The 19,436-nt window shown below is 40.9% G+C and carries 21 protein-coding genes; 17 read left to right on the top strand and 4 right to left on the bottom strand.

The annotated features are described in order from the left end of the window. The first annotated feature begins 149 nt into the window (after positions 1-149). The 6 genes from EII37_RS04810 to manA all read left to right on the top strand — a co-directional run bounded on the left by EII37_RS04810 (position 150) and on the right by manA (position 6,681). A complete protein-coding gene (locus tag EII37_RS04810) occupies positions 150-545 on the top strand; it encodes a CopY/TcrY family copper transport repressor (protein ID WP_124787836.1) in 396 nt (131 codons plus the stop codon). A gap of 10 nt (positions 546-555) precedes the next feature. Beyond that, positions 556-927, top strand: a complete 372-nt coding sequence (locus EII37_RS04805) for a cupredoxin domain-containing protein (protein ID WP_124787762.1) — start codon at positions 556-558, stop codon at positions 925-927. Positions 928-936: 9 nt separating this feature from the next. Continuing rightward, on the top strand, positions 937-3,180 hold the full coding sequence (locus EII37_RS04800; protein WP_124787761.1) for a heavy metal translocating P-type ATPase: 2,244 nt from the start codon (positions 937-939) through the stop codon (positions 3,178-3,180). Positions 3,181-3,392: 212 nt separating this feature from the next. Continuing rightward, entirely contained in the window at positions 3,393-5,168 is a 1,776-nt protein-coding gene (gene spxB / locus EII37_RS04795) for a pyruvate oxidase (protein ID WP_000191823.1), read from the top strand. Between the two features lie 58 nt (positions 5,169-5,226). Then, positions 5,227-5,574: a VOC family protein gene (locus EII37_RS04790; RefSeq protein ID WP_124787760.1), complete on the top strand. Its 348-nt coding sequence runs from the start codon at positions 5,227-5,229 to the stop codon at positions 5,572-5,574. Positions 5,575-5,736: 162 nt separating this feature from the next. Beyond that, positions 5,737-6,681, top strand: coding sequence for a mannose-6-phosphate isomerase, class I (gene manA / locus EII37_RS04785; protein ID WP_124787759.1), 945 nt, complete (start codon positions 5,737-5,739; stop codon positions 6,679-6,681). A 42-nt stretch (positions 6,682-6,723) separates the two neighbouring features. On the opposite strand, the gene EII37_RS04780 is transcribed toward manA, so the two are convergent. Next, positions 6,724-8,064, bottom strand: a complete 1,341-nt coding sequence (locus tag EII37_RS04780; protein WP_124787758.1) for a sodium-dependent transporter — start codon at positions 8,062-8,064, stop codon at positions 6,724-6,726. 247 nt (positions 8,065-8,311) lie between these two features. Between EII37_RS04780 and EII37_RS04775 the strand changes: the two genes are divergently transcribed. After that, positions 8,312-9,052: a MerR family transcriptional regulator gene (locus tag EII37_RS04775; protein WP_124787757.1), complete on the top strand. Its 741-nt coding sequence runs from the start codon at positions 8,312-8,314 to the stop codon at positions 9,050-9,052. Between the two features lie 41 nt (positions 9,053-9,093). Here EII37_RS04775 and EII37_RS04770 read toward each other — a convergent pair whose 3' ends face one another. Genes EII37_RS04770 through EII37_RS04760 form a run of 3 tightly spaced genes read right to left on the bottom strand, consistent with a single transcriptional unit; the run spans position 9,094 to position 11,739 of the window. Then, complete coding sequence (locus EII37_RS04770; protein ID WP_124787756.1) at positions 9,094-9,615, bottom strand: DUF1697 domain-containing protein; 522 nt, start codon at positions 9,613-9,615, stop codon at positions 9,094-9,096. A gap of 47 nt (positions 9,616-9,662) precedes the next feature. Continuing rightward, complete coding sequence (locus EII37_RS04765; RefSeq protein WP_124787755.1) at positions 9,663-10,835, bottom strand: NAD(P)/FAD-dependent oxidoreductase; 1,173 nt, start codon at positions 10,833-10,835, stop codon at positions 9,663-9,665. Between the two features lie 58 nt (positions 10,836-10,893). Then, a complete protein-coding gene (locus EII37_RS04760) occupies positions 10,894-11,739 on the bottom strand; it encodes a DegV family protein (RefSeq protein ID WP_124787754.1) in 846 nt (281 codons plus the stop codon). Positions 11,740-11,863: 124 nt separating this feature from the next. On the opposite strand from EII37_RS04760, the gene EII37_RS04755 reads away from it, so the two are divergent. From EII37_RS04755 to EII37_RS04705, 10 genes are all read left to right on the top strand, one after another. After that, positions 11,864-12,421, top strand: coding sequence for a TetR/AcrR family transcriptional regulator (locus EII37_RS04755; protein WP_000004132.1), 558 nt, complete (start codon positions 11,864-11,866; stop codon positions 12,419-12,421). Between the two features lie 18 nt (positions 12,422-12,439). Continuing rightward, entirely contained in the window at positions 12,440-12,907 is a 468-nt protein-coding gene (locus tag EII37_RS04750; RefSeq protein WP_124787753.1) for a cytidine/deoxycytidylate deaminase family protein, read from the top strand. A gap of 88 nt (positions 12,908-12,995) precedes the next feature. Then, on the top strand, positions 12,996-13,625 hold the full coding sequence (gene upp / locus EII37_RS04745) for a uracil phosphoribosyltransferase (protein WP_000515974.1): 630 nt from the start codon (positions 12,996-12,998) through the stop codon (positions 13,623-13,625). A 172-nt stretch (positions 13,626-13,797) separates the two neighbouring features. Next, positions 13,798-14,388 (top strand): ATP-dependent Clp protease proteolytic subunit ClpP, encoded by a 591-nt coding sequence (gene clpP, locus EII37_RS04740; protein ID WP_000613475.1) that lies wholly within the window; start codon positions 13,798-13,800, stop codon positions 14,386-14,388. 78 nt (positions 14,389-14,466) lie between these two features. Continuing rightward, complete coding sequence (locus EII37_RS04730) at positions 14,467-14,754, top strand: YlbG family protein (protein WP_124787752.1); 288 nt, start codon at positions 14,467-14,469, stop codon at positions 14,752-14,754. A gap of 66 nt (positions 14,755-14,820) precedes the next feature. Then, the gene (locus EII37_RS04725) at positions 14,821-15,981 is read left to right on the top strand and encodes an ABC transporter substrate-binding protein (RefSeq protein WP_124787751.1); all 1,161 of its coding nucleotides are present in this window, start codon (positions 14,821-14,823) and stop codon (positions 15,979-15,981) included. Positions 15,982-16,097: 116 nt separating this feature from the next. Next, on the top strand, positions 16,098-16,967 hold the full coding sequence (locus EII37_RS04720; protein ID WP_000941421.1) for a branched-chain amino acid ABC transporter permease: 870 nt from the start codon (positions 16,098-16,100) through the stop codon (positions 16,965-16,967). 3 nt (positions 16,968-16,970) lie between these two features. Next, positions 16,971-17,927: a branched-chain amino acid ABC transporter permease gene (locus EII37_RS04715; RefSeq protein WP_000662290.1), complete on the top strand. Its 957-nt coding sequence runs from the start codon at positions 16,971-16,973 to the stop codon at positions 17,925-17,927. Then, positions 17,927-18,691 (top strand): ABC transporter ATP-binding protein, encoded by a 765-nt coding sequence (locus EII37_RS04710; RefSeq protein ID WP_001185997.1) that lies wholly within the window; start codon positions 17,927-17,929, stop codon positions 18,689-18,691. Before EII37_RS04715 ends, EII37_RS04710 begins: the two co-directional genes overlap by 1 nt. Next, a complete protein-coding gene (locus EII37_RS04705; protein ID WP_000062200.1) occupies positions 18,691-19,401 on the top strand; it encodes an ABC transporter ATP-binding protein in 711 nt (236 codons plus the stop codon). The genes EII37_RS04710 and EII37_RS04705 overlap by 1 nt, the downstream gene beginning before the upstream one ends. Positions 19,402-19,436 lie beyond the last annotated feature (35 nt).

Genomic DNA, 19,436 nt, shown 5'->3' with positions numbered 1-19,436 from the left:
TTATATAGTAAGATTTGACTGGAAATCCTTTATCATATGGTTAAACTTCAATTTTTCAAAGAAAAGATTAATTTCATAATTGACAAATGTAGATTTTGAGAGTATACTGATAATTGTAATTGACAAATGTAGATTTAGGAGGTGTGATGATGCAGATTTCAGATGCAGAATGGCAGGTCATGAAGATTATTTGGATGCAAGGAGAGCAGACCAGTACGGATTTGATCAGGGTTCTGGCGGAGCGGTTCGACTGGTCCAAGTCAACCATTCAAACTCTTTTGGCTCGTTTGGTTGAGAAAGAGTGTCTGACAAGGAAAAAAGAAGGCAAGTTCTTTGTCTATTCAGCCCTTTTAACTTTGGACCAAAGTCGGGATTTACTTGTCCAAGATATCAAGGACAAGGTTTGTTCCCGTAGGATTAAGAATTTGTTGGCTGATTTGATTACTGAATGTGATTTTACTCAGGCTGACTTGGAAGACTTGGAAGCTGTGATTTCAGAGAAGAAATCAAACGCTGTGAGAGAAGTAAGATGTAATTGTATGTAAAGGAGACGTCATGTTAAATAGTATTGTAACCATTATTTGTATTGCCCTTATCGCCTTTATCTGGTTCTGGTTTTTCAAAAAGCCTGAGAAATCTGGACAAAAGGCCCAGCAAAAAAAGGGCTACCAAGAGATTCGAGTGGAAGTCATGGGAGGCTATACGCCTGAGTTGATTATCCTCAAGAAATCAGTGCCAGCTCGTATTGTCTTTGACCGCAAGGATCCGTCACCCTGTCTGGATCAGATTGTTTTTCCAGACTTTGGTGTCCATGCGGACCTGCCAATGGGGGAAGAGTATGTAGTGGAAATCACGCCTGAGCAGGCTGGAGAGTTTGGCTTTGCTTGTGGTATGAACATGATGCACGGCAAGATGATTGTAGAATAGGAGAATGGTATGACTGAAATTGTGAAAGCAAGCTTAGAAAATGGTATTCAAAAAATCCGTATCCGAGCTGAGAAAGGCTATCATCCAGCCCATATCCAGCTTCAAAAGGGAATTCCAGCTGAGATTACCTTTCATCGCGCCACTCCTTCAAACTGTTATAAGGAAATTCTTTTTGAAGAAGAAGGCATCTTAGAACCAGTCGGCGTAGATGAGGATAAGGTCATTCGTTTTACACCTCAAGAATTAGGTCAACATGAATTTTCTTGTGGCATGAAGATGCAAAAGGGGAGTTATACCGTAGTTGAGAAGACTCGAAAATCTCTATCACTTTTACAGCGTTTTTGGATTACTAGTATCTTTACTGTGCCTCTTGTGATTCTCATGATTGGAATGTCGACAGGAGGAATTAGTCACCAAGTCATGCGTTGGGGCACCTTTCTAGCCACAACGCCGATTATGCTGGTGGCAGATGGTCCTTATATTCAAAGTGCTTGGGCTAGTTTTAAAAAGCACAATGCCAACATGGATACCTTGGTTGCTCTGGGAACCCTAGTAGCCTATTTCTATAGCCTAGTTGCTCTCTTTACTGGGCTCCCTGTCTACTTTGAAAGTGCTGGATTTATCCTTTTCTTCGTTCTTTTGGGAGCCGTTTTTGAGGAGAAAATGCGGAAAAATACTTCCCAAGCTGTGGAGAAATTGCTTGACTTGCAGGCTAAAATTGCAGAAGTCTTGCGTGAGGAAAGCTATGTTCAAGTTCCTTTGGAACAAGTCAAGGTAGGTGACCTAATTCGAGTGCGCCCAGGCGAGAAGATTGCTGTTGATGGTGTTGTAGTAGAAGGTGTCTCCAGTATTGATGAATCCATGGTGACGGGTGAGAGTCTTCCTGTGGACAAGACAGTTGGAGATACTGTGATTGGCTCAACCATCAATAATAGTGGAACACTTGTTTTTAGAGCAGAAAAAGTTGGTTCAGAGACTGTTTTGGCTCAGATTGTGGATTTTGTGAAGAAAGCTCAAACTAGTCGTGCGCCGATTCAGGATTTGACGGATAAAATTTCAGGGATTTTTGTCCCAGCAGTTGTCATTTTAGGGATTGTGACCTTTTGGGTTTGGTTTGTCTTGCTCAGGGATAGTGTAGTCGTGCTTGGAGCGAGCTTTGTGTCTTCGCTTCTCTATGGAGTAGCAGTTCTGATTATTGCCTGCCCTTGTGCCTTGGGACTTGCAACACCGACAGCCCTTATGGTGGGGACAGGTCGCAGTGCCAAGATGGGAGTTCTCCTCAAAAATGGAACGGTTCTACAGGAAATCCAAAAAATCCAAACTATTGTCTTTGATAAGACTGGAACTTTGACGGAAGGGAAACCTGTGGTCACAGATATCATCGGCGACGAAGTAGAAGTGCTTGGATTGGCAGCTTCCTTGGAAGAAGCTTCTCAACACCCACTGGCTGAGGCTATTGTTAAGCGAGCGACTGAAACTGGACTTGAGCTTCACACTGTGGAAAATTTCCAAGCCTTGCACGGAAAAGGTGTTTCAGGGCAAATCAATGGAAAACAAGTTCTGCTTGGAAATGCTAAAATGCTGGATGGCATGAACATTTCTAGCACTTATCAAGAAAAACTAGAACAACTGGAAAAAGAAGCTAAGACAGTTGTGTTTTTGGCTGTGGACAATGAAATCAAAGGCTTGCTTGCTTTGCAAGATATTCCTAAGGAAAATGCCAAGCTTGCCATCAGTCAGTTGAAAAAACGAGGTCTTAAAACAGTCATGCTGACAGGAGACAATGCAGGTGTGGCACGTGCTATTGCAGATCAAATCGGAATCGAAGAGGTTATTGCAGGTGTCTTGCCAGAAGAAAAAGCTCATGAAATTCATAAGCTACAAGTGGCTGGCAAAGTAGCCTTTGTTGGTGATGGCATCAATGATGCTCCTGCCCTCAGTGTAGCGGAGGTGGGAATTGCTATGGGAGCTGGAACAGATATTGCCATCGAGTCAGCAGATTTGGTGTTGACAACTAATAACCTCCTAGGAGTGGTACGTGCCTTTGACATGAGTAAGAAAACCTTTCATCGTATTCTGCTCAATCTTTTCTGGGCCTTTATTTACAATGTCGTCGGAATTCCGATTGCAGCAGGAGTCTTTTCTGGTGTTGGACTGGCCCTCAATCCAGAACTAGCTGGTCTAGCCATGGCCTTTAGTTCTGTATCTGTTCTGACTAGTTCACTCTTACTAAACTTTAGTAAAATCGACTAAAAGTGGGCTTACTCGCTTTTTATTATAAAACAGAATTTAAAAACGTTTTCAAACTGTACTGTAATAGAGAATAAAAACTTCTGAGCAGATTCTTAGTAAACTAAAATTAAATGTGGTAAATTAGAATTGTAATAAATTTACTAAAAGCGTTTTCATAATTTATATGAATGTTTCTTAGTAAATTTAAAAATATTTGAAGGAGAGTTATCATTATGACTCAAGGGAAAATTACTGCATCTGCAGCAATGCTTAATGTATTGAAAACATGGGGCGTAGACACAATCTACGGTATCCCATCAGGAACACTCAGCTCATTGATGGACGCTTTGGCTGAAGACAAAGATATCCGTTTCTTGCAAGTTCGCCACGAAGAAACAGGTGCTCTTGCAGCGGTTATGCAAGCTAAATTCGGCGGCTCAATCGGGGTTGCAGTTGGTTCAGGTGGTCCAGGTGCGACTCACTTGATTAACGGTGTTTACGATGCAGCTATGGATAACACTCCATTCCTAGCAATCCTTGGATCACGTCCAGTTAACGAATTGAACATGGATGCTTTCCAAGAATTGAACCAAAACCCAATGTACAACGGTATCGCTGTATACAACAAACGTGTAGCTTACGCTGAGCAATTGCCAAAAGTTATTGACGAAGCTTGCCGTGCTGCAGTTTCTAAAAAAGGTCCAGCTGTTGTTGAAATCCCAGTAAACTTCGGTTTCCAAGAAATCGACGAAAATTCATACTACGGTTCAGGTTCATACGAACGTTCATTCATCGCTCCTGCTTTGAACGAAGTTGAAATCAACAAAGCTGTTGAAATCTTGAACAATGCTGAACGTCCAGTTATTTACGCTGGTTACGGTGGTGTGAAAGCTGGTGAAGTGATCACTGAATTGTCACGTAAAATCAAAGCACCAATCATCACAACTGGTAAAAACTTTGAAGCTTTCGAATGGAACTATGAAGGTTTGACAGGTTCTGCTTACCGTGTTGGTTGGAAACCAGCCAACGAAGTGGTCTTTGAAGCAGACACAGTTCTTTTCCTTGGTTCAAACTTCCCATTTGCTGAAGTTTACGAAGCATTCAAGAATACTGAAAAATTCATCCAAGTGGATATTGACCCTTACAAACTTGGTAAACGTCATGCCCTTGACGCTTCAATCCTTGGTGACGCAGGTCAAGCAGCTAAAGCTATCCTTGATAAAGTAAACCCAGTTGAATCAACTCCATGGTGGCGTGCAAACGTTAAGAACAACCAAAACTGGCGTGATTACATGAACAAACTCGAAGGTAAAACTGAGGGTGAATTGCAATTGTACCAAGTTTACAATGCAATCAACAAACATGCTGATCAAGACGCTATCTACTCAATCGACGTAGGTGACACTACTCAAACATCTACTCGTCACCTTCACATGACACCTAAGAACATGTGGCGCACATCTCCACTCTTTGCGACAATGGGTATTGCCCTTCCTGGTGGTATCGCTGCTAAGAAAGACAATCCAGATCGCCAAGTATGGAACATCATGGGTGATGGAGCATTTAACATGTGCTACCCAGACGTTATCACAAACGTTCAATACGACCTTCCAGTTATCAACGTTGTCTTCTCAAATGATAAATATGCCTTCATCAAGGACAAATACGAAGACACAAACAAACACTTGTTTGGTTGTGACTTCACAAACGCTGACTACGCTAAAATTGCTGAAGCTCAAGGAGCTGTTGGATTTACAGTAAACCGTATCGAAGATATCGATGCAGTTGTTGCAGAAGCTGTTAAATTGAACAAAGAAGGTAAAACTGTTGTTATCGATGCTCGCATCACTCCACACCGTCCACTTCCAGTAGAAGTACTTGAATTGGATCCAAAACTTCACTCAGAAGAAGCAATCAAAGCCTTCAAGGAAAAATACGAAGCAGAAGAACTCGTACCATTCCGTCTCTTCTTGGAAGAAGAAGGTTTGCAATCACGCGCAATTAAATAATTCCTTCGTGGAACTTAAAAAGATCGGAGTAATCCGGTCTTTTTATGGAGGATAGTAAATGAATTTAAATCAATTAGATATTATCGTTTCAGATGTTCCCAAAGCCTGTGCTGACTTGGAGCGTATTTTGGATAAAAAGTCCGATTATGTTGATGACAGTTTTGCTCAGTTTACGATTGGCAGTCACTGTCTGATGTTGTCCCAAAATCATTTGGTTCCTTTGGAATATTTTCAGTCAGGAATCATTCTTCATATCGAGGTTGAGGATGTAGACCAGAACTACCAACGATTAAAAGAGATCGGTGTCGAGATTTTACACGTCCCTTGTGAAACGGATTGGGGAACAGAGTCCTTATTAGTTAAAGGTCCTGCTGGTCTAGTGCTTGATTTTTATCGTATGAAATAGGACATAGTAGAGTTTGATCGCCAATAAAACTTATAGCATAAGAAGGGATTTATTCACTATTTTTATAAAATTTTCTCCCTACTTTATAAGATGTTAAAAAGAGTTCAATTCGAATTCTTTTTTTGCTATAATGAGGGGAGAAAAATCAGACAGGAGATTAAGATGTCAGAACCATTATTTTTACAATCAGTTATGCAAGAAAAAATCTGGGGTGGAACCAAGCTACGTGATGAGTTTGGCTACGACATCCCAAGTGAAAAAATAGGGGAATACTGGGCCATCTCAGCTCATCCAAATGGAGTTTCAAAGGTGGCAAATGGTCGTTACGAGGGAACAGATCTAGCTACTTTGTATGCGGAGCACCGTGAATTGTTTGGCAATCGTCCTGAGCCTGTATTTCCGCTTTTGACTAAGATTCTGGATGCCAACGACTGGCTCAGCGTCCAAGTTCACCCAGACGATGCTTACGGACTCGAGCATGAAGGCGAACTTGGAAAAACAGAATGCTGGTACATCATCGCTGCGGATGAAGGTTCAGAGATTATCTACGGTCACAATGCCAAGTCAAAAGAAGAACTCCGCCAGCAAATTGAGGACAAGAATTGGGATACTTTGTTGACAAAAGTACCAGTTAAGGCTGGAGATTTCTTCTATGTACCAAGTGGCACCATGCACGCTATCGGGGCAGGTATCTTAATCCTTGAAACCCAGCAGTCTAGCGATACCACCTATCGTGTCTATGACTTTGACCGTAAGGACGACAAGGGGAACTTGCGTGAACTTCACCTTGAAAAATCCATTGATGTATTAAACATTGGTGAGCCAGCAAATAGCCGTCCTGTAACTGTCAAAGCAGATGATTTGCGTTCAACTCTCCTTGTATCCAATGATTTCTTTGCAGTTTACAAGTGGGAAATTACTGGAAAAGTTGACTTCGAAAAGACAGCTGACTACAGCTTATTCAGTGTCTTGGCTGGTCAAGGTCAACTGACTGTTGACGGAAAAAACTATCCAATCCAAAAAGGTAGCCACTTTATCCTACCAAGTGATGTTGAAACTTGGACTCTGGAAGGGCAAGGTTTGGAATTGATTGCTAGCCATCCATAAAAAAAAGAAAGGGCCTGAGTTCACTACTCAAGTCCTTTTTGATTACATAAATTGGGCGATAAAGACCACGATGATGATGATTGGAATAATAAAGCGAAGAAGGAAGAGCCAGACTTGGAACAGTCCCTGTTTCCATGCTCTTTCATCGAGATGGAGTTCCTCCATAGCAAGAGCCTTTTTGAAGATGTAGCCTGTAAAAAGTGAAAGGCAGAGGGCTCCAAATGGCATGAGAAGATTGGAAACCAAGAAGTCCATAGCGTCAAAGAAGGTTTTACCGAAAATGTGAATATCTGCCATGACACCGTAAGAAAGGGCTGAAGGAATACCAAAAACAAAGGTCAAGATTCCTAAAATAGTACTCCACTTAGTACGTTTGCTGTTGTCCTGATTGGTGATATTGCCTACATTGATTTCCAACATAACGACAGAAGAAGTGACTGTCGCAAAGAGGAAGAGCAAGAGGAAGAGGATGTAGAAAATGGTTCCCAAAGGCATCTTGTCAAAGAGTTGAGGTAAGACGATAAATAGCAAGCTTGGTCCCCCTTCAGACTGGATATTGAAGGCTGACATGGCTGGGAAAATGGCGAGACCTGCCATGATGGACACCGAGATGTTCATTGCTACGATAGAAATTCCTGACTGGACTAGATTGGTTTTCTTATCCAAATAAGAAGCATAGGTCAGCATGGCTGTAACCCCTAGTGAGAGGGCAAAGAAAGATTGTCCCAGAGCATAGAGGAGGCCAGCACTGGTCAGTTTTGAAAAGTCTGGTTTGAGGAAGTAGAGAACGCCTTCCATGGCATTTGGCAAACTGAGAGAGCGCCCGATGATGACGACAAAGATGATAAAGAGTAGGGGCATCATAACCTTAGATGCTCTTTCAATCCCTTTCTGAACACCACGTGATACAATAAAGATATTCAACAGGATAAAGGCTGCTTGAGCTCCTAGGGCAATGACTGGATTGGAAATGATTGAAGTAAACAACTGAGCGTAATCACTCGTTTCACCAAGTTGGAACAATTTTCCAAACTCAATACCCAGATAAACCAGAATCCATCCTCCAATAACACTGTAGAATGATAAGAGGATAAAAAGGGCAAAGGCACCAATCCAACCGATAAAGTTGTATTTGCTATTCTTGCCTAGTTTTCCAAAGGTTTTAATCCCAGAGACACCAGCACTTCGGCCAAGGGCAAATTCAGCTAGCAAAAGAGGGAAACCGATTAGAATAGTGGAAATGAGAAAGACCAGTAAAAAGCCTCCACCGCCATTAGCAGCAGTCATGTAGGGGAATTTCCAAACGGCACCAAGTCCGATGGCTGAACCAGCAGATGCTAGGATAAATCCCAGTTTAGAACCCCATTGCGATTTTTCAGACATAGTTAAACTCCTAAAATTAGTGTTACAAAAGAAAAAGCTACTGCCCTTGGCAAATAGCCTCATCAGTACTCAAAGTGAGCGTTTCTTTTGATTGATAGACTTGACTATCCTATCATGTTTTCTAAGGTCTGTCAAGAAAACCATTTTCAAGTTTTCACACCTTTCTCAAAAAATTTAAAAAAATTCACAAAAACGCTTGACTCTGACCCAAGGGGAGGGGTTATACTATCAATGTAAGGAGAAAATCATGTACCATATAAAAGAAGCTGCGCAGCTTTCGGGCGTATCTGTCAAGACTCTGCACCACTACGACAAGATAGGACTTTTGGTTCCTTTAAAGTCGGAAAACGGTTATCGAACCTACAGTCAGGAGGATTTGGAACGCCTTCAGGTCATTCTTTACTATAAATATCTAGGCTTTTCTTTAGAAAAAATAGCAGAGCTATTAAAGGAAGAAAGGACAGATTTGTTGCCTCATTTGACTAGGCAGTTGGACTATTTGACTCGAGAAAGGGAACATCTGGATACCTTGATTTCCACCTTGCAAAAAACCATTCAAGAACATAAAGGAGAAAGACAAATGACCATTCAAGAGAAATTTGCAGGATTTAACTACCAAGACCATCAAAAGTACCACCACGAGGCGGTAGAGAAATATGGACAAGAAGTCATGGACCAGGCCATCGAGCGCCAAAAAGGTCACGAAGACGAGGCTACGTCTGCCTTCAATCAAGTCTTTCAAGCCTTGGCACAAAATCTTCAAGCTGGTCTACCGATAACAGCGTCTGAAAACCAAGAAGAAGCAGGCAAACTCTTGCAAGCCATCCGTACTTATGGATTTGACTGCTCTATTGAAGTCTTCGGCCATATTGGTAAAGGCTACGTCTATAACCCAGAGTTTAAGGAAAATATTGACAAATTTGGACTTGGTACAGCCCAGTACACATCAGATGTGATTGCCCACTATGTCCAAACTCAGACAAAATAAAATCGGAGGAGTATTCTTCCGATTTTTGCTAAATTCAAGCACTACTTGCTTAATAATTTTTCTACTACATTTAGTTTTCGCATGGTCAAATCTACATTGAAAAGCTTTTCAAGATAGTTGGTATGGAGTTTCTTTTGTTTTACAGTTCTAGGGAGATAGAGGTAAAGACAATGGTTACCGATACAAATTTCTTCTTCACCGTAATCAATTTTCAATTTTTCTAAAGGGAGACTTTGAATAGATTCTTGATAAAAAATCACGTGTATACGGTCATAAAGATAGTGTTCTCCAAACGGGTTTTCTTGGACAATTTTTTTAAAATCACTTTTGTTCTTGATTACCATTTTTAAGTCAGCACCAATATTTTCATTTATTAGAGTATGAACACGTTCTCGTATTGTTTCTAAATCTAAGTCACTTTCAAGAATGATATTCCCACTTTGAATATAGGTTCGAACTTGTTGAAAACCAGCTTCTGTTAAGATATCTACTAGATAAGACATTTTAGGGATAGCATTTTTTCCATTAGGAGTAACTCCCCTTAACAAAATAATATGTTCCAAAGTAGTTCCTTTCTTTTGGGGCTGATTTAGCCTAGCCATTGAATAATTTAGATTGGGTTTGATCCAGCCACCCAACCAGTGCAGAGAGCGGAAGTGATGTTAAAGCCACCTGTGTGGGCATTGATATCCAGTACCTCGCCCGCAAAGTGGAGGCCAGGTACCAGCTTGCTTTCCAGAGTTTTAGGGTTGATTTCCTTAAGACTGACGCCACCCTTGGTAACAAAGGATTTAGCTAAGGACATTTTACCAGTAACAGGAATTTTAAGTCCTTTGATGGACTGGAGAAGTTGTTCTTGTTCCTTTTCAGTCAACTGTTTGACTTTTTCAGGATATCCTTGCACAAGAAATTCTGCCAAGCGTTCTGGAAGCAAAGTTTTTAAGGCATTTTTTAGAGATTTTTCCCGATTTTCTTCTAGAAATGCAGCCAAGTCATTTTCAGAAAGTTGAGGCAAAACATCTAGCGAGAGAATCTCCCCACCCTTGACAAAACTAGACATACGCAGAGCAGCAGGACCTGACAAACCAAAGTGGGTAAAGAGTAAATCATGAGTGATGACATGCTTACCATAACTTAGGGTCACATCGTCCAGAGAAATTCCCTGCAAGGCTTTGTGTGGAAAATCTGTCAACAAAGGACTTTCAGCGGCCTCAAGCTCGGTGATGGTGTGTTTGAAATGGCGGGCAATCTCATGACCAAAACCAGTCGAACCAGTAGAAGGATAGGATTTACCACCTGTTGTGACAATGAGTTTCTCACAAGTGAAGGTTTGATCCGAGGACTTAAGGACAAACTGGTCATCTATCTTTTTAACCGAAACAATTTCTGTTTGAGTAGCAACTTGGCCACCTAGTTCAGTGATTTTCTTTTCTAAGGCCTCGATAATGGTTCGAGATTTGTCGCTGGCTGGAAAGACACGGCCGTGGTCTTCGACCTTAAGTTTAACACCATTTTCTGTAAAAAAGTTAATGATATCATGATTATCAAACTGAGAGAAGACACTGTAAAGAAAGCGTCCGTTCCCAGGGATGCCAGCTAGTAGGTCATCTAGAGTTCCGTTATTGGTTACATTGCAACGTCCCCCACCAGTCCCAGCTAATTTTTTTCCAAGTTTCCGATTTTTTTCGATGAGGAGGGTTTTCTGACCATAAAAGCTACTGGAAATAGTAGCCATCATGCCAGCAGGACCTCCACCGATGACAATAGTATCAAAATGTTTCATAGCTCTATTGTACCACAAAAAAACAAGAGATGATGGTCACCTCTTGTCAAGAATGCAATTAATCAATTTCATATCCCATCAGCAAACCACCATCTTCTGCATAAAAACTGCAGAGACCAGATGTTGGGAGAATTTTAATATCCGCCTGTGGGAAATTTTCACGGATTCGGTCTGAAAGCTGTTGGCAACATTTTTCGTTATTGCGTTGAGCCATGACAATACGACCACCAGCATATCCAGCTTTTATCAACTCTTCATAGGCTGCCTGAACTGATTTCTTTGGACCTCGTGCTTTTTGTAGTAATTCGAGGGTTCCAGTTTCACTAGCTTCTCCGACCATACGAATGTTGAGAAGGCCAACGACTGTACCGATAAGCTTGCTCAAACGGCCGTTTTTCACCAAGTTATCGACTTTGGCTAGAACAAAGAGCAACTTGGTTTTTTCTTGATAAGCTGTGATAGCTTTAACCACTTCTTCAAAAGATAGGCCCTGGTCAATTAAGTCATTTAATTTTTCTACGAGCAAGTCAACTTCACCGCCAGCAGACAAACTATCAATTACATGAATCTTAGTGTCAGGATGTTCTTCCAGATAAATATTCTTGGCTAGTTGAGCACTATTGTGACTGCCAGAAAGAGTACCAGTGATGGTTACTAGGAAAATGTTTTTGGCTCCTTCAAATGCTCGCAAATAATCATCTGGGCTTGGACAAGCTGATTTTGAAGCTTCTGCAGTTGCATACATGGTTTCCATCATATGGTTAATATCAAGATTGGCGTCATCAACAAAGACCTGATCAGCTACTTGAATGGTTAAGGGGACGCTTACAAAGGTCGTGTCAATAGCTGGTTTTGCCAGTTGACGATAATCACAACCAGAGTCAGCAATAATCTTCCAAGTCATAGAAATTCTCCATCTTTGCCATTTATACATTGACAAAGGTTCTGTCTTTTTTTACAATTATATCATGAAAGCCCTTGAAACAAAAGCCTTATCCGTCTGTTGTGACAAGTAGAAAGAAAATGTTATGTCTGAACGTAGAATCTCTGAAAAATCTCTTGAAAATCTCAGAAAATCAAACCAAGAATCCAATTTATTAACTAGAGAAGCTATTGAAACAGCCCTCTTGCAGCTCTTGGAAAAAAAGGACTTGACCAAGATTAGTATTTCTGAATTGGTCAAACGTGCAGGCGTTTCGCGTGCGGCCTTTTATCGTAATTATGATTCCAAAGAGGAAATTTTAGAGAGTGTCTTTAAACGGAGTGTCCACAATATCATGGAACAGTTGCATCATTATGATTTAAAGACAGACCTTTATCTGGTCTGGGTTCACCTTTTCCGAGAAGCAAGAAAGGAAGCCAGAGTGATTCAATTGGCCTTGGATTACCATCTGGAAAAAATCTTTGTCCAAGCCATGCAGGAATTTCTAGAAAAATACCATGGAAAATCAAAAGGTGTCAGCTCTTATCTTCATTCCTTCTGGAGCTCGGCCATCGTCTCTGTCCTACTAAAATGGATCAAGGATGGCATGAAGGTACCTGCTGAAAAGATTGCGGATTTACGGTTACCATTTTTTAAAAAATAGAGAAAAAGGAGAAAAGAGATGACTGAAAAAAGACTAGCCTGGGATGAGTATTTTGCAGCCCAAGCCCTACTAATTGCCAATCGTTCCACTTGTAAACGTGCCAAAGTGGGCGCGATTCTGGTAAAGGATAATAAGGTTATTTCTACTGGTTACAATGGTTCGGTGTCAGGAACCGAGCATTGCATTGACCACGAATGTCTGGTCATTGAAGGACACTGTGTTCGCACCCTTCACGCTGAGGTCAATGCTATCCTTCAAGGTGCAGAACGTGGTGTTCCCAAAGGCTTTACAGCCTATGTGACCCACTTTCCTTGTCTAAACTGTACAAAACAATTGCTGCAGGTCGGCTGCAATCGCGTGGTTTATATCAACCAGTATAGAATGGACGACTATGCCCAATATCTTTATCAAGAAAAGGGAACAGAATTGACTCATTTACCACTTGAGACAGTACAGGCCGCTCTTAAAGAGGCTGATCTAATGTAAAAATTATCAAAAATAAATGGTTTAGAAAGATTTTTAAACCGTTTTTTGGTATAATAAGAAGAATAAATTGAAAGAAGGAACTCCAAAAATGGGAAAAATTGAAGTTATTAATCACCCGCTGATTCAACACAAATTGTCAATCTTGCGTCGTACAGATACTTCTACAAAAGCTTTTCGTGAGCTAGTAGATGAGATTGCAATGTTGATGGGGTATGAAGTACTTCGTGATCTTCCACTAGAAGATGTGGAAATCGAAACACCAATTACAAAAACAGTTCAAAAACAATTGGCAGGTAAGAAATTGGCCATCGTTCCAATCTTGCGTGCAGGTATCGGGATGGTCGATGGGCTCTTGAGCTTGGTTCCAGCTGCTAAAGTTGGCCACATCGGTATGTACCGTGATGAAGAAACACTTCAACCAGTTGAGTACTTGGTGAAATTGCCTGAGGACATTGACCAACGTCAAATTTTTGTCGTAGATCCAATGTTGGCAACAGGTGGCTCAGCAATCTTGGCTGTTGACTCCCTTAAAAAACGTGGCGCATCAAATATTAAATTTGTCTGCCTTGTATCAGCACCAGAAGGTGTAAAAGCCCTTCAAGAAGCTCATCCAGATGTAGAAATCTTTACAGCAGCCTTGGATGAACGCTTGAACGAACACGGTTATATCGTTCCAGGTCTTGGAGATGCTGGGGACCGCTTGTTCGGTACGAAATAACATTAAAAAGAGATTAACTTGGAATAGGATTTCTAGTCGTGAAAGGAGGTTGAATTTTTGTTTCTGTCTGATGAAAACAGAGCAAAAATTTGACCTTTTTTGACCAAGATATTATAATAGTCTTATCTTCAGTCATTTGACAAACAAAAATAAAACTCAAAAGGAGAAATGAATGATTCCTGTAGTTATTGAACAAACAAGCCGTGGAGAACGTTCCTACGATATTTACTCACGTCTTCTCAAAGACCGCATCATTATGCTAACAGGTCCTGTTGAGGACAATATGGCTAACTCTGTCATTGCCCAATTGCTTTTCTTGGATGCCCAAGATAGTACAAAAGATATTTACCTTTATGTCAATACACCTGGGGGTTCTGTTTCAGCTGGTTTGGCAATCGTTGATACCATGAACTTTATCAAGGCAGATGTCCAAACCATCGTTATGGGAATGGCTGCATCTATGGGGACAGTCATCGCATCAAGTGGAGCAAAAGGCAAACGTTTCATGCTTCCAAATGCAGAATATATGATTCACCAACCAATGGGCGGTACAGGTGGTGGTACCCAACAAACTGATATGGCGATCGCTGCAGAACACTTGCTTAAAACTCGTAATACCTTGGAAAAAATCTTGGCTGAAAATTCAGGTCAGTCAATTGAAAAAGTCCATGCAGATGCAGAACGCGATAATTGGATGAGCGCTCAAGAAACACTTGAATATGGCTTCATTGATGAAATCATGGCTAACAATTCATTGAATTAATGTTGATAGAAGGCAAACTCGACGGGGTTTGCTTTTTTTGGTATAATAGGGAGAGATTTCTTAGAAAGAGGATTTATCATGTTTGAAAAAGTCAATCGATCTGGCTTGATTATCTATCTTTACTATAATCGTGATGCAAAAAAACTGCAGGATTATGGAGATATTACCTATCATTCCAAGAAACATCGTTACTTACAACTCTATGTTCCAACTCAAGAAGTGGAGCAATTGGTCGGGCGCTTGAGCAAGGAAAAATTTATTAAAAAAGTTAGAGCTTGTCATATCCAAGAGTTGGAAACACCTTTTGTGGGCAATCTTTATCGAGAGGAAAACGTTATCATCGACAAAGTTCAAGAAAAGTGTTGACAATTTTCTGATAATTCGGTATATTCTTAACATGCTATTTATTTAAGAAATAAGGAGACAAAAAAGATGAAGAAAAAATTTGCCCTATCGTTTGTGGCGCTTGCAAGTGTAGCACTTCTTGCGGCTTGTGGAGAAGTGAAGTCTGGAGCGTCAAACGCTGCTGGTAACTCAGTAGATGAGAAGACAATCAAAATCGGATTTAACTTTGAAGAAACTGGTGCCGTAGCAGCCTACGGAACATCTGAACAAAAAGGTGCTCAACTTGCCGTTGATGAAATCAATGCAGCAGGTGGTATCGACGGAAAACAAATCGAAGTAGTTGATAAAGATAACAAGTCTGAAACAGCTGAAGCAGCTTCTGTTACAACCAACCTTGTAACCCAATCTAAGGTATCAGCAATCGTAGGACCTGCGACATCTGGTGCAACTGCAGCTGCGGTAGCGAACGCTACAAAAGCAGGTGTTCCATTGATTTCACCAAGTGCGACTCAAGATGGATTGACTAAAGGTCAAGATTACCTCTTTATTGGAACTTTCCAAGATAGCTTCCAAGGAAAAATTATCGCAAACTATGTTACTGATAAATTGCAAGCTAAGAAAGTCGTTCTTTACACTGATAATGCCAGTGACTATGCTAAAGGTATTGCTAAATCTTTCCGCGAATCATACAAGGGTGAAATCGTTGCAGATGAAACTTTCGTAGCAGGTGATACAGACTTCCAAGCAGCCCTTACAAAAATGAAAGGGAAAGACTTTGATGCTATCATTGTTCCTGGTTACTATACTGAAGCTGGTAAAATTGTAAACCAAGCGCGTGGTATGGGAATTGACAAGCCAATCGTTGGTGGTGATGGATTCAACGGTGAAGAGTTTGTACAACAAGCAACCCCTGAAAAAGCATCAAACATCTACTTTATCTCAGGCTTCTCAACTACTGTAGAAGTTTCAGCTAAAGCAAAAGCCTTCCTTGAGGCTTACCGTGCTAAGTACAATGAAGAGCCTTCAACATTTGCAGCCTTGGCTTATGATTCAGTTCACCTTGTAGCAAACGCAGCAAAAGGTGCTAAAAACTCAGGTGAGATTAAAGATAATCTTGCTAAAACAAAAGACTTTGAAGGTGTAACTGGTCAAACAAGCTTCGATGCAGACCACAACACAGTCAAAACTGCTTACATGATGACCATGAACAATGGTAAGGTTGAAGCAGCAGAAGTTGTAAAACCATAATAGAAAAATGTTGAAATAGGGAATGAGCCTCTGACTCACTCCCTGTTTCGATGTTTAAGAACCTATCAAAAAGTGAGGGGAAGCCCTCGGAATTATAAATAGAAAGAGTGAATCTTATGCTCCAACAACTAGTAAATGGTTTGATCCTAGGTAGTGTTTACGCGCTGTTAGCCCTAGGATATACCATGGTTTACGGAATTATCAAGCTCATCAACTTCGCCCACGGTGATATTTATATGATGGGAGCCTTTATCGGTTATTTCTTGATTAATTCTTTCCAAATGAATTTCTTTGTAGCGCTTATTGTAGCTATGCTAGCGACGGCCATTCTTGGTGTCGTGATTGAGTTCCTTGCTTACCGACCTTTGCGTCACTCTACTCGTATTGCTGTTTTGATTACAGCTATTGGGGTTTCTTTCCTATTGGAGTATGGAATGGTCTATCTGGTTGGTGCTAATACCCGTGCCTTTCCTCAAGCGATTCAAACAGTTCGCTATGATTTGGGACCAATTAGCTTAACGAATGTACAGTTAATGATTTTGGCGATTTCCTTGATTTTGATGATTTTGTTACAAGTCATTGTCCAAAAGACTAAGATGGGGAAAGCCATGCGTGCAGTATCAGTAGATAGCGATGCGGCGCAATTGATGGGGATCAATGTAAACCGTACCATCAGCTTTACCTTCGCTTTGGGTTCAGCTCTTGCGGGTGCGGCAGGTGTTCTGATTGCCCTCTATTATAACTCTCTTGAGCCTTTGATGGGGGTTACTCCAGGTCTTAAATCTTTCGTTGCCGCTGTACTTGGTGGTATCGGAATTATTCCTGGTGCGGCTCTTGGTGGTTTTGTGATTGGTCTATTGGAAACTTTTGCGACAGCCTTTGGAATGTCAGACTTCCGTGATGCCATTGTTTATGGAATCTTGTTGTTGATCTTGATTGTCCGTCCAGCAGGTATCCTTGGTAAGAATGTGAAAGAGAAGGTGTAAACGATGAAAGAAAATTTAAAAGTTAATATTCTATGGTTACTCCTTTTGTTAGCTGGCTATGGCTTGATTAGTGTACTGGTTTCAGTCGGAGTACTCAACCTATTCTATGTACAGATTTTACAACAAATTGGAATTAATATTATTCTGGCTGTTGGTCTCAACTTAATCGTTGGTTTTTCAGGACAATTTTCACTTGGACATGCTGGTTTCATGGCGATTGGTGCCTATGCCGCAGCTATTATTGGTTCTAAATCACCAACCTACGGTGCCTTCTTTGGAGCCATGCTTGTAGGTGCTTTGCTTTCAGGAGCAGTTGCCTTACTTGTCGGAATTCCAACCTTGCGCTTGAAAGGGGACTATCTTGCGGTAGCAACTCTCGGTGTTTCTGAAATTATCCGTATCTTTATCATCAATGGCGGAAGCCTTACAAATGGTGCGGCAGGTATCTTGGGAATTCCTAATTTTACAACTTGGCAAATGGTTTACTTCTTTGTCGTGATTACAACCATTGCAACCTTGAACTTCTTGCGTAGTCCAATTGGTCGTTCAACCCTCTCTGTTCGTGAGGATGAAATCGCTGCTGAGTCAGTTGGGGTTAATACGACTAAAATTAAAATCATCGCCTTTGTCTTTGGTGCTATTACTGCAAGTATTGCAGGGTCACTTCAGGCAGGATTTATTGGATCTGTCGTACCGAAAGATTACACCTTTATCAACTCAATCAACGTTTTGATCATTGTTGTATTTGGTGGACTTGGTTCCATTACAGGTGCCATCGTTTCAGCTATTGTTCTTGGAATTTTGAATATGCTTCTCCAAGATGTCGCCAGCGTGCGTATGATTATCTACGCATTGGCCTTGGTCTTGGTAATGATTTTCAGACCAGGTGGACTCCTTGGAACATGGGAATTGAGTCTATCACGTTTCTTTAAAAAATCTAAGAAGGAGGAACAAAACTAATGGCATTACTTGAAGTAAAACAGTTAACCAAACATTTTGGCGGTCTAACAGCTGTTGGAGATGTGACTCTTGAATTGAACGAAGGGGAACTGGTTGGACTAATCGGTCCAAATGGAGCTGGGAAAACGACCCTTTTCAACCTCTTGACGGGTGTTTATGAGCCAAGTGAGGGAACAGTAACCTTAGATGGTCACCTTTTGAATGGAAAGTCACCTTATAAGATTGCTTCTTTGGGACTTGGACGTACTTTCCAAAATATCCGTCTCTTTAAAGATTTAACCGTTTTGGACAATGTTTTGATTGCTTTTGGCAACCATCACAAACAACATGTTTTTGCTAGTTTTTTGCGCTTACCAGCTTTTTACAAGAGTGAAAAAGAATTAAAGGCTAAAGCCTTGGAATTACTTAAAATCTTTGATTTAGATGGTGATGCAGAAACTCTAGCTAAAAATCTTGCCTACGGCCAACAACGTCGTTTGGAAATTGTTCGTGCCCTCGCTACGGAACCTAAAATTCTCTTTTTAGATGAACCAGCAGCAGGTATGAACCCACAGGAAACAGCGGAATTGACTGAGTTAATTCGTCGTATAAAAGATGAATTTAAGATTACGATCATGCTGATTGAACACGATATGAATCTGGTCATGGAAGTAACAGAACGTATCTACGTACTTGAATATGGCCGTTTGATTGCACAAGGAACTCCAGACGAAATTAAGACCAATAAACGCGTTATCGAAGCTTATCTAGGAGGTGAAGCCTAATGTCTATGTTAAAAGTTGATAATCTTTCTGTGCATTACGGTATGATCCAAGCAGTCCGTGATGTAAGCTTTGAAGTTAATGAAGGAGAAGTAGTTTCCCTTATCGGTGCCAATGGTGCAGGTAAAACAACTATTCTCCGTACCTTGTCTGGTTTAGTTAGACCTAGTTCAGGAAAGATTGAATTTTTAGGTCAAGAAATCCAAAAAATGCCGGCTCAGAAAATCGTAGCAGGTGGCCTTTCACAAGTTCCAGAAGGACGCCACGTCTTTCCTGGCTTGACTGTTATGGAAAATCTAGAAATGGGAGCTTTCTTGAAGAAAAATCGTGAAGAAAATCAAGCTAACTTGAAGAAGGTTTTCTCACGCTTTCCTCGTCTTGAAGAACGGAAGAACCAAGATGCAGCCACTCTTTCAGGGGGGGAACAACAAATGCTTGCCATGGGACGCGCTCTTATGTCAACACCAAAACTTCTTCTTTTAGATGAACCCTCAATGGGACTTGCCCCAATCTTTATCCAAGAGATTTTTGATATCATTCAAGATATCCAGAAACAAGGAACAACCGTCCTCTTGATTGAACAAAATGCTAATAAAGCACTCGCAATCTCTGACCGAGGCTATGTATTGGAAACAGGGAAAATCGTTCTATCAGGAACAGGAAAAGAACTCGCCTCATCAGAAGAAGTCAGAAAAGCATATCTAGGTGGCTAAAACAATCCAGTGGATTGTTTTAGTCGGCAGATGAA

The organism is Streptococcus sp. OH4692_COT-348 (assembly GCF_003859975.1).
Taxonomy (GTDB): Bacteria; Bacillota; Bacilli; order Lactobacillales; family Streptococcaceae; genus Streptococcus.
This window is presented reverse-complemented; position numbering and strand designations above follow the sequence as displayed.